This is a genomic window from Haloprofundus marisrubri (genome assembly GCF_001469955.1).
GTDB classification, from domain to species: Archaea; Halobacteriota; Halobacteria; order Halobacteriales; family Haloferacaceae; genus Haloprofundus; species Haloprofundus marisrubri.
Genome location: NZ_LOPU01000018.1, coordinates 795,583 through 808,486 on the forward strand (window position 1 = coordinate 795,583; position 12,904 = coordinate 808,486).

Here is a 12,904-nt window from a genome sequence, read left to right on the forward strand (position 1 = left end):
TAGCGTTTCGTACTCCGTTAGATGAGACGGCGCGTCACCGCGCCGATGACGAGAATGCCACCGGCGAGTGCGGCGAGGCTGACGGGTGATTCGAGCGGGTCCGCGGGGAGAGCGCCGCCGAGGGGGCCGTCGTCTTCACCGTAGTGGTAGGGTTCTTCGTCCCACGAAGCTTGGACGACGGTGTACGACTCGTTCTGGTGGGTCGTAGATTCGTCCGCCGAACCGTTGAATTGGACTTGGTCGTACCCCTCGGAGACGTTTCCGTCGTTCAGTCGCAGTTCTCCCTGGACTCTCGTTCCGGGCGCTTCGTCGAGTGGGATTTGGACCGTCGACGTGTCGTTCGGACCGGTCGAAGCAAGTTGGTAGGTCGAGGTTTCTTCCGTACTCGCAAGCAACACCATCGGATACGGGTGAATCGTTGGGTTCGAGACGGTTGCATTGACGACAGTCGTCTCCTCGCCGTCGATAACGGCTGTTTTGACTTCGACATCGGTTATCTCCGGTGTCGGGACGGGGCCGGAGTCGGTGTTGTTGACCTTTTGTGTGAAGTTGTAGGTCGTGTGGTCGCCGAAGGTTGATATTGTTACTGTGTGGTTGGTTTGGGAGGGATCGATGTGCTTTTTCGGAATAATTTTCCAAGTCCGCTCTTTTGCAGCTTCCATTTTAGTGATTCCATTGATGGCTCTGTCACCATCAATTGAGACAACTATCGTAGAATTCACTGTCTTTTTAGCCTTATTTTCCCCAGTTATTATGAGTTTATCATCCGAAAATGTTATGCAATATTGAACACTTTCTGCAGAAGTAATCGAATCCTCACAAAGGTGTTCGGTTTCAGTTGGTCCTTGTGAGGCAGCAACGATGCCTGTACCGGTACCAATAATAAGCAAAAATGCGAATACCTGAAACCATTTCTTTACAGTGCCTCTCATTGGATTTACCTTCTTCTCCCGCAGTCACAGGCTTCTGAGGTTGTCTTTGAGACGGTAGAGTTGGAGAGAATTTCAGAACGGGTATATAATCCAGAGGCGATAAATTCTTGTTCGGAATTGCCTATGGTTTGGGTAACTGTATCTCCCGTCATCGGATCAGTTAGCGTTTGCTCCACGTGCCCCTCAACCTCAGCCTGTGTTCGAATCACGTCGTTCGCATCGTCGTAGGTGTTTGAAGTTTCTTTCGACTCGCTAACTTTCTTTTTCAGAGACCACCGTCTAATCTTCGATGTGGAAGCAACACGGAAACCATCGTGACGAGTTATCTGGTCGGCACGCGGTCCGCTGGTCGTCGTCTCGTAGTGGACCCAACCGTACTGTGCAGGTCGTACCTGCTCGCGCTTTTCAGCAATGTAGGTCGTGGTGGTTTCCTCGTGACGTTCGCGGTACTCGTACTGGTACTGCTTCTCGTACTCGGCAGGGGCCGTCTGGATGCGGCGAACGTCGCCGGTTCGATAATGGTCGCTTCGGAACGGTTGCGTCGACCAGTAACTCTCGGTCTCTGTGGTGTAGTACGAGTAGGTCTCAGTCGTTGTTACTGTGTACGTCTCGCGGTCGGTAACGGTGTAACGCTCGGTCGACTCGAAGCATCCCCACTGTGTACAGCGGGTGACGGGGCGCTCTCTAACCTCTGTAGTCGTTCTAGTTCTCGTCTCTGTGACTCTTCGTGTTCCAGTCTTCCGAACTCGATGGTCGTACTCGTACTGCCGTTCTGTTCGGTATCGTGCTGGTTCGACTCGAACCGTTCTTGTGTCGCCGGTGAAGCTACCCTCTCCGGCCTTGTTATCCCGCCATTCGGATTCGGTCGTGTACCACATGTCGGTGGTCGTTTCACTCCCTGCGGCGACCCAATCTGAGTTGGTATCCAGGAGCAGTTTGCGAGAATCGTATCTATCGAAATGCTGCTGCTCTGTGTTATATTTCGCTGACTGCGTCTTTTTATACTCCTGTATGTTGTATTCGACTCCTTTTCTGTCGGTGGTGTCGACTACGTAGCCAGCCTCGCGGTACCGCTGGAGACTTGTATAGTCGGTGGCTTGTCGCCAGTTGTACTCTGTATTGAGTACTGTATACTTTAGATTGTTGATACTTTGACCGACGAACCGAACTCTAGTTGGTTCATAAACTGCTACGGATGGAACGTCTTCTGAGCGGACTGTAATATTCGGATTTTCCTTGTTATAGAGCTTGATAGTCGGATCTTTACCCACATCTTGGAATTCTGAAGCCGGAATTTCGATAGTACCATTCCAACGAATCTCGCCCTTGTAGTTGTCTGGTGCTCCACCATAGTCAGGGCCCCATTTCTTGATATGGTAATTATCGGCGTTCTGGACATCTAGTCCGATCGCAAGACCACCTAGTTGCGCGTACTCTTGTGTGACTATGTTTACTCTAACTGTTTCATTTGGCAAATAGGATTGCTGCTTTCGCACTATCTTTATTTTCCCTACTCTCGGAGTGTAATACCCTACAAGACCTTTGCTGTCAGTTGTTGTGTACCCATACGCGTCAATTATTCCTATTTTCATACTAGCTAAGTTCGTAAAATCAACCGGCTGATATATAGCGTCGTCAGCATACATGTCGTCTCTCCAAGAATATTTCAACTCCGTTCCGTCTGGGTCAAACGAGTCGCTAGCATCAATCACAACTGGTCTATCGCCCTCAGCTCGTTTTTCATTGTGATAGCTGACATTGACACGGAGTTCCGGTGGGCTCCGCTCAACCGCTAAAGTATCGGAAGCAACATCACCCGGACCAAGTTTATATCCCAATTTGAACATAATTGGATAACTACCCGGTGTTTGAGCGTGTATACCTCTACGGACGATTAGCAAGTCATCTGAGTCATGATGTTCTCTATTAATACCCTCAATCACGATTTTGGTATGTCCTGTCGGGATGAGAGATTGCGTTGAAACATCCTCCGGATCTGCCCCGTTCAAATCTATCCGCATCTCGTGATACGCGATGTATCGCTCCGAGTCGATACGCTCGTGATACGAGTCTACAGGCGTGTTCAAGAACCGAGAGCTGACAATCTCTGGTGAGCCCGATGGAGTAACTGACCGAGTAAACACCCTTTTTTGCCCTCGCGCGTCGACAACCGTTACACGAAGCACGTGGTCCTCGTTCGGCGTCGCGTTCGCCTCGAAAGAGAGGTCGTTCCGTGACACACCGCTTCCTGACCCCGACCACGAGGCTATCTGTCGCCCGTCGAGTGACACCGTCATTGCGCGAAGGTTTCCGAACGCGTCGCTCCCGACCGCAGTTCCGGAGACTGTCCCCCTTTCGAGGCGTAACTCGGAGACCGAAGCGTTCGGTCGTGGGTCTGCCACAACACTGCGCTCACCGTCCTCGAAGCGAGCGACGTCACGAGAGCCTGTCTCGTAGTGAAGAACCGCGTACAGCGTGTGAGTCCCGGGGTCCCACTCGTGACTGAATCGCTCTCCGTTCCCAATCAGACCGCGTTCGCTGTACCACTCGACGGTCTCGACGTTAGCGAACGACGGGGCGTCGACGCGGTATGGCCCTTCGAGAGGTCGCTCACCGGTCACGACTCGGTCGCCTCTCACGACCGTCGGGTCCGAATCCGGCCCAGTGGGTGCGGTTTCGCCAGTATCCGGTTCCGCTGAGGCCTCAGCAGCGATGTGAACCGATTTTGAGTCAGTATCCGAGCGGTTGTCGCCGTCGACGACAGTCACGGAGATGTCGTGTGTTTCGGCAGTCCCGAACGGCATCTCCAACACCGCGACAGCCGCCTCCGGTGACAGAGACTGTCGGGAGACGACAGTCCCGTCAACACGCCACACTGCCGTATCGAGCGGAGCAGCGCCACGCGTTATCTCTACACGGAACCGTCGTTCCTGGCCCACGAAGCCGTCTTCGGGGCCGGAGAGACGAACCGACGGAGCGTCGCCCGGTTCGACTGTTACGTACAGCGTGTCGGAACTCGTTTTGCCCTCGTCGTCGGTGACGGTGAGAGTGACCTCGAACCGTCCGACGACGTCGGGAACGAAACTCGTGTGTGGTGCGGATGCGTTCTTCGGCACGACTGTTCGGCCGTCCGGACCGCGAATCGACCACTGGTAGGACGTGAGTTCACCGTCGGGGTCACGGGAACCCGTTCCGTCCAGAAGTACGGTTGACCCGCGCTCGACGGTCTGGTCCAACCCGGCATCCACCAACGGCGGTTCTGGCGCTGTCCCGACTGCAGCGTTCGGTATCGTCGCCGTGACGACGAGCAGTACGACGAAGAGTCGACGTTCGTTCATCGTGTCAAGACAAGCATAATCTCCATACAGTTTATAAAACTTTAGAATAAAAGTAGGAATATAATACTGTACGGAGAGTTTATATAGAATAGCGAGTAGTTTAGACAGCCAAATTAGTCTACGGAGAGAAGAAGAGGCCGAGACGGAGTACCGACTCCCCGAGAGAGCGTCGAGTGAGGAGGGCAAGCAGTGCCGAGGAGGGCAAGCAGTGCTTTTAACCCCGGAGGCAGTACTCCGTGGTATGATTTCGCTTGACGACGCCGTGACGGCACGACTCGAATCTCACGGAGCGCGTTTCGAGGTACTCATCGACCCTGACGCTGCCCTCGCCATCAAACGCGGCGAGTTCGACGGCGACTTGGAGGAGGTCATCGCCGCCGAGGACGTGTTCGAGGACGCCTCTCGCGGCGACAGACCCGCCGAGGAGGACTTGGAGAAAGTGTTCGACACGACGGACCCGATGGAGATAATCCCGGAAGTCGTCGAACGCGGTGAGATTCAGATTACGGCCGACCAACGCCGCGAGATGCAAGAGCAGAAACGTCGACAACTCATCAACCGCATCGCGCGCAACGCGGTCAACCCGCAGATGGACGACGCGCCGCACCCACCCGAACGCATCGAACGCGCCCTCGAAGAGGCCGGATTCCGCGTCGACCCGATGGAGCAAGTCGAAACGCAGGTCGACGATGCACTCGACGCACTTCGTCCCGTCATTCCGATTCGGTTCGCGGAGGTCACCGTCGCGGTTAACATTCCCGCGCAGTACGCCGGGAGCGCACAGGCGCGCGTCCGACAGTTCGGAGACTTGGAGCGCGAAGAGTGGCAGAACGACGGGTCGTGGGTCGGTGTAATGACCTTCCCCGCCGGCATGCAGAACGACTTCTACGACCTCGTCAACGAACACACGAGCGGCGAAGCCGAGACCCAGATAATCAAAGACAAAGACGATTTGGCGACACGCTAAGCTAGCGGGGTCGGTTCGCAAACGAAAAAGAAAACGAAACTACCCTTTCTTGAAGCCGACGAGGAACCCGCCCGTGAACCCGGCGGAGATGGAGAGCGTCGACAGAATCGTCATCATCCAGTCCGGCGGCGTGCCCGTCGCGGCGGCGTTACCGGTTTTCAGGAAGCCAGCAGTCAGTTTGTCCCAGTCGACGGAGAGAATCTCGCGCGATTCGAGGAACTTGAACAACGCGAGTTCGAGACCGACGAGGACGGCGATAACCTTCGCTACTTTCTTCGCCGCGAAGCCCATGATGGCACCGATGATGGTGCCGGTCCCGGCTTCCATGGCGAGTTGTTGTACGTCTAGTTCCATCGTACCAGACCGTCCTCACAACTAACTTATTACCTTTGTGGATACGTGTCGGTGCGGCGAGACGAATTAGATGGGCAGCGCGAACTCGGACGAACTCGGACGACGCCGACCCGAGGAAGGTTCAAAAGGACGCACGACATACACCCGCACATGCGAACCGAGGTGGAGAGCACCCATCCCTGAAGACGGGACCGCCGTGGTCGCAAAGCGCGTCGACTCCGGGAGCGCGGACCTCGGAGAGATAACGGAACTGGCGCGTGCGGCCGGGTACAGCGTGGTCGGTGAACTCACACAGAGCCGCGAGGAGGACCCCGCCTACGAGTTCGGCGAGGGGAAAGTCGACGAACTCGCCGCGTTGGTCCGCCGTAGCGACGCGGATACGCTGGTCATCGACAACCGCTTGGGACCGTATCAGACGTACAACATCGGGCAGAAACTCCCCGAGGGCGTCGAAGTCGTCGACCGCTTCACGCTTATCCTCGATATCTTCGGCCAGCGCGCTCAAACCCGCAAGGCCCAGCTTCAAGTCGAACTCGCGGAACTGAGATACGAACTCCCGCGTGCGGAGGCGAAGGCGAGTCTCGCAAAGCGCGACGAGCGCCCCGGCTTCATGGGCCTCGGCGAGTACGACGAGAGCCGCGAGCGGGACATCAAAGCCCAGATAGCGAACATCAAGCAGGAACTGGACGCTATCGCCGACAAGGAGGAAACCCGGCGTGAGCAGCGCCGCGAATCCGGATTCGACCTCGTCGCGCTCGCGGGCTACACGAATGCGGGAAAGTCGACGCTTCTCAGACGACTGGCCGCCGAACTCGACGTCGACGAGAACGAGGACCTGCATCCCGACTTGGAGGCAACGGCGGAGTCCGAAGACCGCCTCTTCACGACGCTCGGCACGACGACGCGGCGCGCCGAAACCGGGAAACGAAACGTCCTCCTCACCGACACCGTCGGGTTCGTCTCGAACCTGCCGCACTGGCTGGTGGAGTCGTTCAAGTCGACGCTCGATTCGGTGTACCGCGCCGACCTCGTGCTGTTAGTGGTCGACGCCTCCGAATCCGTCGAGGAGATGCGCGAGAAGCTCGTGACGAGTCACGACACGCTGTACGAGCGCAACGAAGCGCCCATCGTCACGGTGCTGAACAAGATAGACCGCATCGACGACGACGAACTCGAAGAGAAGAAGGCGGCGCTGACCGCGCTCGCACCGAACCCCGTCGCCGTGTCGGGGAAAACCGGCGAGAACGTCGAAAAACTCCAAGCCCGCGTCGAAAGCGAACTCCCCGCGTGGGAGCGCGAGCGACTCATGATGCCGCTCGTCGACGACACGATGAGCGTCGTCTCGTGGATTCACGACCACGGCCACGTCGAAACCGAGGAGTACGACGACGACCACGTACTCGTCGAGTTCGAGGCGCGGCCCGCAATCGTCGAACAGGCGCGGGCGAAAGCCGCCGATCTGACGCCCGTCGAGTCGGCCTGAACTGCGGTCGACGGGTCGAAAACGAGTACCGTCGACTCACACCGACGAAACGGAGGATTATTGTTTCCGCCCCCCTTCGCTTGTCGGGGACAATGCTACTCTCTGGAACCGTCGTCGCCGACGCCGACACCGTCATCGAAGACGGGGCCGTCGTCGTCGACGGCGACCACATCGTCGCCGTCGGCGAGCGCTCGGACCTCCTCGACGGCTATCCGGACCACGAGCGTACATCGTACGACGTGTTGCTGCCGGGTCTCGTCGGCGGGCACATCCACTCGGTGCAGTCGCTCGGCCGCGGCATCGCCGACGATACGTCTCTCTTGGACTGGCTGTTCGACCACGTCCTTCCGATGGAGGCGAATCTCGACGCCGAAGGGATGCGCACCGCCGCCGAACTGGGTTATCTCGAACTCATAGAATCAGGAACGACGACGGCCATCGACCACCTCTCGGTTCGCCACGCCGACGAGGCGTTCGAGGCCGCCGGCGAAGTCGGCATCCGCGGCCGCATCGGGAAGGTGCTCATGGACAAGGACTCCCCGCCGGGACTCATCGAAGACACCCAAGCAGCGCTCGACGAGACCGAGCGACTCATCCAACGGTACCACGGGTCGTTCGACGACCGCATCCGCTACGCCGTCACCCCGAGATTCGCCGTCAGTTGCACTGAGGAGTGTCTCCGCGGGTCGCGCGAACTCGCCGACCGCTACGACGGCGTCCGCATCCACACCCACGCCAGCGAGAACCGCGACGAAATCGCCACCGTCGAACGCGAAACCGGAATGCGCAACATCGAGTGGCTCGACGAAGTCGGCCTCACCGGCGAGGACGTCATCCTCGCCCACTGCGTCCACACCGACGAGACCGAACGCGAAATCCTCGCCGAGACGGGGACGCACGTCACGTACTGCCCGTCGTCGAACATGAAACTCGCCTCCGGCATCGCGCCCATCGTCGACTACCTCGACCGCGGCATCAACGTCGCACTCGGCAACGACGGCCCGCCCTGTAACAACACCCTCGACGCGTTCACCGAGATGCGGCAGGCGAGTCTGCTCCAGAAGGTGCAGACGCTCGACCCGACGACCACACCGGCAAAAGTCATCTTCGAGATGGCGACCCGCAACGGCGCGAAGGCCGCCGGCTTCGAACAGGTGGGCAAGCTCCAGCCGGGATGGAAGGCCGACATCGTCGGCCTCACGACGGACCTCACGCGCGCGACGCCGCTGCACGACGTGCTCTCGCACCTCGTCTTTTCGGCGCACGGCGACGACGTGCAGTTCACGATGGTCGACGGTGAGGTACTGTACGAGAACGGCGAGCACGTCCGCGTCGACGCCGACGAAATCAGAGCGAAAGCCAACGCGTACGATATCACGAAAAAACGCCGCGAGTGCGAACACGAGCCTCCCGCGTAGTCGCCTCTGCCGACAGACCGCTTTTCGCCGTTTCCGGACGAGCGTTTATCTCCGAAGACGGGGCCACCCCTTCACGTGTAGCGAACGAGGCCGCGATTCGGGCGAGGCGGGTGTACGACGTCCCGGTCGCAAGCGAGTCAAATTCCGGTCCGTCGTCTGTTCGCCCTTCTACTCCCCTGACTCCAGCGTTCGCTTCTCCTTGGAGACGACTTCCACGTCTCGAATCGACGTGCCGGGATACTGCCCGTCGTCGTCTTTCTCGGCAGCCTTCACCATGTCCCAGACGACGTTCAGGCCGGTGGTGACGCCTTCGAGTGCCTCCATCTCGCAGCCGGTCTTGCCGGTAGTCTCGACGGCGACGGTGAGCACCACTCGGTCGTCGCGGACGTCGAACTCGGTGTCGACGTTCGTGATTGGAATCTGGTGGCACATCGGAATCGTCTCCCACGTGTGTTTGACCGCCTGCACCGCGCCCACGCGGGCCGTCGCTAACACGTCACCCTTCTCGATTTCGTCGCCACGAATCGCCTCGATAGTCGATTCGCTCAGTCGAATCTTGCCGCGTGCCTCGGCGCGACGGGACGTGTCGGGTTTCGAGCCGACATCGACCATCTGGACGTTCCCCTGCTCGTCGGTGTGCGTCAGTTCCGCATTCTCCTCTTCGATTTCGTCCCCGTCGACGGGGTCGCTGTGGTCCGCGGGTCGCTTGGACGTTCGGTCTTCGGTCATACGCCTTCAACCTCGCCGCCGCGGTTCATCGCTTTCGGTAACGCGTCCGGGAGGTCCGTCGAAACGAGGCCGTAGCCTCGTTCCGCAGCGACGATGTCGCCGGCGTGGCCGTTCGCCCACGCGGCGACGCAGGCCGCGTCGAACGGCTCTTGGGTCGCTGCGAGCGCACCCGTAACCCCGGCGAGGACGTCGCCCGTGCCGCCGACGGTCATTCCGGCGTTACCAGTTCGACTCACGCGCGTCTGCTCGCCGTCGGAGACGATGTCGTACGCACCCTTCACGAGGAGCGTCTGCCCCACGTCGCCGGCGAACACCTCGACCAGCTCGGCGCGTTCCTCCCAGTCGTCGGCCGTCTCGCCGCCCATCTTCTGCAGTTCGCCTTGGTGTGGCGTGCAGACGAGCGTCGCGTCGGTGTCAACCTCGGGGACGACCTGCAAGGCGTCGGCGTCGACGACGGCAGTGCCCTCGAACTCGGCGAAGAACTGTTCGACGGCGTCGAGCGTCTCGTCGGCGCTGCCGAGTCCCGGACCGAGGACGACGGCGTCTTTGCTCTCGGCTCTCCCGAGCAGTTCGTCGACGTGTGCTGGCCGAAGATGGTCGCCGTCAAGGTCGTGGACGATGAGGTTCTCGCTGTAGCCACGAACTGCATCGGCAACGTCCTCGGGGCACGCGACGTTGACGAGGTCTGCGCCCGCACGGAGCGCCGCCTGCGCCGACAACGCCGGCGCACCCGAAAACGGGCCACCGCCGACGACGAGGATATCGCCGTTGTCGCCTTTGTGACTCGCCGGGTCTCTGACGACGACGTTCAGGTCACCCGGACCGACGAAGCGCTCTGCCGCCGTCGGAATCCCGATGTCGGAGACGACAACGGTCGCGCGGAGATTCGAGAGACCGGGTTTGCCGTCGTGGAACGTCACCACGTGGTCGGCGTCGACGGCCACGCCTTCGGAGTCGCCGGTGTCTGCGTCGACACCGGAGGGAACGTCGACGGCGAGAACGGTCGCACTGTTTCGATTCATCGCTTCGGCGGCCGACGCCTCCGGTTCGCGGAGTTCGCCCGTGACACCGGTTCCGAGCATCGCGTCCACGACGAGGTCCGGGTCGTCGAGGTCCAGCGTCTGAGAGTCACGGACGACTCGCGTGTCGAATTCGGCGTGCTGTAGCGCCTCCCAGTTCTCGCGGGCGATATCGGTCGAAATCGTCTCGGGGCGGCCGAGCAGGTGGACCGTCACGTCGTACGCCTTCAGAAACCGCGCGGCGACGAACGCATCTCCCCCATTGTTGCCGCGGCCGGCGACGATAGCGACCGTTGCACCGTCGTCAGCGAGCGACCGTACCTCGCGGGCGACGGCGTTTCCGCTGGACTCCATCAGTTGTTTTCGCGGGACACCGAGCGCTTCGGCGTTCTCATCGACGGCGGCCATCCGTCGGGACGTAATCATGGGAAAACAATCGGAGGCGCGGGCGAAAAACGATAGGGTCGAGTGAGTCGGGAGAGTCGACAGCATCGAACTGCGGGCAGTATCAGCGTCGGCGACGGCTACGAGAACACGCGGCGACGAACGATGTCGGGAAGCGCGTCGATGAGCAGTGCGACGAGTCGCCACCGTCGGGTGACGTAGGCACGTCGTCGCTGCTTCCGAACGGCGTGGAAAATCTGGTCCGCTGCCGTCTCCGGCGACGCCATCCAGAAGCTGCCGCCCGCGAGTTTCGTGTCCACGAACCCCGGTTCGATGGTCGTCACCGAGAGGGGGAAATCGAGTCGCCGCGCCCGGTACCGAAGCCCGTCGAGGTAGTTCGAGACGAACGCTTTCGAGGCGCTGTACGCCGGCGAGACACCGCTTCCGAAGTGTGCGGCGACCGACGAGATACCGACGAGATGGCCGCCCCCGGCGGCCTCGAACTGCGCCATCGCCGCAGTGGCGATAGCGACGAACCCGCGGACGTTCGTGTCCACCGTCGTCCGCTCGTCGTTCCACGCCAACTCGGGGTTCTCGAAGGCGACGCCCGCGTTCACGACGACCACGTCGACGCCACCCATCGCATCGGCGAGGCGGTCGAACCGCTCGCGCGCGCTGTCGGGGTCGGTCACGTCGATTCGTGCGACGTAGCTCTTCGTCGGCAGTTCCTCGCCGAGTTCGACCAGTCGGTCGGTCCGCCGTGCAGCGAGTCCCAGCGTGTATCCAGCCGCAGCGAACCGTCGGGCGAGTGCGGCCCCGATACCGGAGGACGCGCCGACGACGATGCACCGCTTCTCGTCAGCCATGCATCTCGTGGGACTGCGAAGATGATAATCGGGATGGGTCGGAGTGGTTAGTGCGGCCGGTGTAGGCCAGCCCGAGAGACGCGAGACCCCGGGAACGGCCGCTTTCGCAACGTTTGAAACGCCACCCGACCAACGCCGCAGCAGTGACACGTCGCCTCTTCGGCACGCTCTGTGGATTCGTCCTGCTCGTCAACTTCGGGCGGACGGCGTTCGCTCCGCTGGTCGAACCGCTGCAGGCGGCGTTCGGCGTCGGCCCGGCGGCTATCGGTCTCGTCACCTCGCTCGTCTGGTTCGGCACCGCCGTGCCGCGAATTCCCGTCGGCTATCTGCTCACCCGCGTCTCTCGCCACCGCGTCGTGTTGGGGACCGGCGTGCTGTTGACCGCGGCCGCCGCGTTCACCGCGACGGCGACGACTCTGCTTGCGCTTCAACTCGGCGCGTTCACCATCGGTATCGCTTCCGGCGCGTACTTCGTCGCCGCGGTTCCGCTCGTCGGCGAACTGTATCCCGACGCCGTCGGGCGGGCCGTCGGCATTCACGGCACCGCGAGCCAAATCGCCGCCGTCGTCGCCGCGCCCGTCGTGGTAACGTTGCTGGCCGCCGGCGACTGGCGACACGTGTTCTGGTTGTTAGCAGCCTGTACGGCGCTTATCACGCTCGTCCTCGTTCTCGTCGTCCGTCGCCGCGGGACGGTCCCGTCGTCGGCCGGCGAGGACCGAAACTTCCGCGAGGCGCTCTCGCACTGGCGCGTCATCGTCACCGGGATAGCGATAGTCGGGGTCGCCGGGTTCGCCTGGCAGGGGCTGTTCAACTTCTACGTGCCGTATCTCACCGCGTCGAAGGCGTTCACGCAGACACAGGCGAGTACGATGCTGACCGTCGTTTTCGCCGCCGGCGTCCCCGCGTTCTGGCTCAGCGGCCGCCTCGCCGACCGCCTGCCGCATCTTCCGTACGTGCTCGGTATCGTCGCCGCGTTCGGTGTCTCACTCGTTGCGCTGACGGCGGTGTCGGGGTTCGTTCCGGTGTTGGTCGTGACGGCGACGCTCGGCTACGTCATCCACAGTCTGTTCCCGGCGCTCGACACCTACATGCTCGGTGCACTCCCGGCAAGCGCCCGAGGCAGTGCGTACGCTGTCTACAGCGGTGTCGCCCTCTTCATCGAATCCGGCGGTAGCGGCGCAGTCGGCTTTCTCACGGGCGCGGCCATCCCGTTCGACAGCGTGTTTCGACTGTTCGCGCTGGCGGTCGGTGTCGAACTCGTTGTTCTCTTGATGCTGTACGCCGCGGGACGGCTACCGGACGGTGGTCGAAGCGCCGACGTCGCCGCCGACTGACCGCAATTTCGGTTGTCCAACCACACTGCGACGCTGACTGTCGAGCCGATTGACTGGAACACGTAACTGAATCTGTCGAA

General features: G+C 60.8%; 10 protein-coding genes. 4 read left to right on the forward strand and 6 right to left on the reverse strand.

Annotated elements, in window-relative coordinates:
• Positions 1-17: 17 nt before the first annotated feature.
• Both AUR64_RS09865 and AUR64_RS09870 read right to left on the reverse strand, forming a co-directional pair.
• A complete protein-coding gene (locus AUR64_RS09865) occupies positions 18-932 on the reverse strand; it encodes a hypothetical protein (RefSeq protein WP_155120561.1) in 915 nt (304 codons plus the stop codon).
• Positions 933-937: 5 nt separating this feature from the next.
• Positions 938-4,270, reverse strand: a complete 3,333-nt coding sequence (locus tag AUR64_RS09870; RefSeq protein ID WP_058581733.1) for a PKD domain-containing protein — start codon at positions 4,268-4,270, stop codon at positions 938-940.
• Between the two features lie 241 nt (positions 4,271-4,511).
• Between AUR64_RS09870 and AUR64_RS09875 the strand changes: the two genes are divergently transcribed.
• On the forward strand, positions 4,512-5,237 hold the full coding sequence (locus tag AUR64_RS09875) for a ribosome assembly factor SBDS (RefSeq protein WP_058581734.1): 726 nt from the start codon (positions 4,512-4,514) through the stop codon (positions 5,235-5,237).
• 39 nt (positions 5,238-5,276) lie between these two features.
• Here the strand turns inward: AUR64_RS09875 and AUR64_RS09880 are convergent, their stop codons facing one another.
• Positions 5,277-5,591, reverse strand: a complete 315-nt coding sequence (locus AUR64_RS09880; protein WP_058581735.1) for an FUN14 domain-containing protein — start codon at positions 5,589-5,591, stop codon at positions 5,277-5,279.
• A 196-nt stretch (positions 5,592-5,787) separates the two neighbouring features.
• On the opposite strand from AUR64_RS09880, the gene hflX reads away from it, so the two are divergent.
• Entirely contained in the window at positions 5,788-7,074 is a 1,287-nt protein-coding gene (gene hflX / locus AUR64_RS09885; protein ID WP_394326101.1) for a GTPase HflX, read from the forward strand.
• Positions 7,075-7,166: 92 nt separating this feature from the next.
• Positions 7,167-8,492, forward strand: a complete 1,326-nt coding sequence (locus tag AUR64_RS09890) for a 5'-deoxyadenosine deaminase (RefSeq protein ID WP_058581736.1) — start codon at positions 7,167-7,169, stop codon at positions 8,490-8,492.
• Between the two features lie 168 nt (positions 8,493-8,660).
• Here the strand turns inward: AUR64_RS09890 and moaC are convergent, their stop codons facing one another.
• The 3 genes from moaC to AUR64_RS09905 form a co-directional block, all read right to left on the reverse strand.
• Positions 8,661-9,221, reverse strand: a complete 561-nt coding sequence (gene moaC, locus AUR64_RS09895) for a cyclic pyranopterin monophosphate synthase MoaC (RefSeq protein ID WP_058581737.1) — start codon at positions 9,219-9,221, stop codon at positions 8,661-8,663.
• A complete protein-coding gene (locus AUR64_RS09900) occupies positions 9,218-10,666 on the reverse strand; it encodes a bifunctional ADP-dependent NAD(P)H-hydrate dehydratase/NAD(P)H-hydrate epimerase (protein ID WP_058581738.1) in 1,449 nt (482 codons plus the stop codon). Before AUR64_RS09900 ends, moaC begins: the two co-directional genes overlap by 4 nt.
• A gap of 98 nt (positions 10,667-10,764) precedes the next feature.
• Positions 10,765-11,490: an SDR family NAD(P)-dependent oxidoreductase gene (locus AUR64_RS09905; RefSeq protein WP_058581739.1), complete on the reverse strand. Its 726-nt coding sequence runs from the start codon at positions 11,488-11,490 to the stop codon at positions 10,765-10,767.
• 143 nt (positions 11,491-11,633) lie between these two features.
• Here AUR64_RS09905 and AUR64_RS09910 point away from each other — a divergent pair, with 143 nt between their 5' ends.
• Complete coding sequence (locus AUR64_RS09910) at positions 11,634-12,824, forward strand: MFS transporter (RefSeq protein WP_058581740.1); 1,191 nt, start codon at positions 11,634-11,636, stop codon at positions 12,822-12,824.
• The last annotated feature ends 80 nt before the right edge of the window (positions 12,825-12,904 follow it).

Coding starts and splice junctions, on each gene's coding strand:
- AUR64_RS09865 (WP_155120561.1), bottom strand. CDS start 932: ATGAGAGGCACTGTAAAGAAATGGTTTCAGGTATTCGCATTTTTGCTT.
- AUR64_RS09870 (WP_058581733.1), bottom strand. CDS start 4,270: ATGAACGAACGTCGACTCTTCGTCGTACTGCTCGTCGTCACGGCGACG.
- AUR64_RS09875 (WP_058581734.1), top strand. CDS start 4,512: ATGATTTCGCTTGACGACGCCGTGACGGCACGACTCGAATCTCACGGA.
- AUR64_RS09880 (WP_058581735.1), bottom strand. CDS start 5,591: ATGGAACTAGACGTACAACAACTCGCCATGGAAGCCGGGACCGGCACC.
- AUR64_RS09890 (WP_058581736.1), top strand. CDS start 7,167: ATGCTACTCTCTGGAACCGTCGTCGCCGACGCCGACACCGTCATCGAA.
- moaC (WP_058581737.1), bottom strand. CDS start 9,221: ATGACCGAAGACCGAACGTCCAAGCGACCCGCGGACCACAGCGACCCC.
- AUR64_RS09900 (WP_058581738.1), bottom strand. CDS start 10,666: ATGATTACGTCCCGACGGATGGCCGCCGTCGATGAGAACGCCGAAGCG.
- AUR64_RS09905 (WP_058581739.1), bottom strand. CDS start 11,490: ATGGCTGACGAGAAGCGGTGCATCGTCGTCGGCGCGTCCTCCGGTATC.